Origin of the sequence: Phocaeicola sp. RTP21198st1_B8_RTP21198_201120 (genome assembly GCF_040929485.1) — a bacterium.
GTDB classification, from domain to species: domain Bacteria; phylum Bacteroidota; class Bacteroidia; order Bacteroidales; family Bacteroidaceae; genus Phocaeicola; species Phocaeicola dorei.
Window position 1 is genome coordinate 530 of the sequence record NZ_JBCOCI010000531.1, and the last position, 537, is coordinate 1,066.

1 protein-coding gene is annotated in these 537 nt (G+C 44.3%); it reads right to left on the minus strand.

What is annotated here, in order from left to right:
- Positions 1 to 525 (minus strand): DUF5118 domain-containing protein (locus AB5935_RS27850; protein WP_368328083.1); only part of this gene is annotated, 525 nt, incomplete at its 3' end.
- Positions 526 to 537 lie beyond the last annotated feature (12 nt).

A 537-nucleotide genomic window follows, 5' to 3' on the forward strand; every position in this document is an offset into this window, starting at 1 on the left:
CATGTTGACAACGTATGCCGAAGAGTCCGGAGACAGACTTTCTATTTTGTAAGCCTCCCAAATGGGATTGGAGAAGTTACGCTGGAAAGCCTCGTACATATTGGAAGTGGTGTCGCATAAATTACGGACCATTTTCCGGTGCATATATACTTTCTTGTCATCGGCCGAGAAGGTCACCAATACCGGATTGTGCGGCATTTGTCCCGCAGCCACATCTTTATTATTACTGGTGCTCGACACCCTGGACGAGATCATAAAATCCCGCTTCATCAGGTCTTTGGGAATCTCAAAATAATATTTATCCTTGACGATATGTATCTTGAACATTCCGTCGATTGTCTTGCCGCCTTTTAAGAGTTTGTGGTATTCCGTCGTGCCATTCCCGGTAGAGTCTTTGGTCACAGTCTGCTCCGTTGCCGTCTTTCCTTTCTTTTTCTTCTTTTTAAAAATCGGGCTTTCAGCATGGGCCGTGGTCACTCCGGCAGCCAGGACTCCTACGAGTAATAAACTGATAATCTTATTCATATAATGTTATTT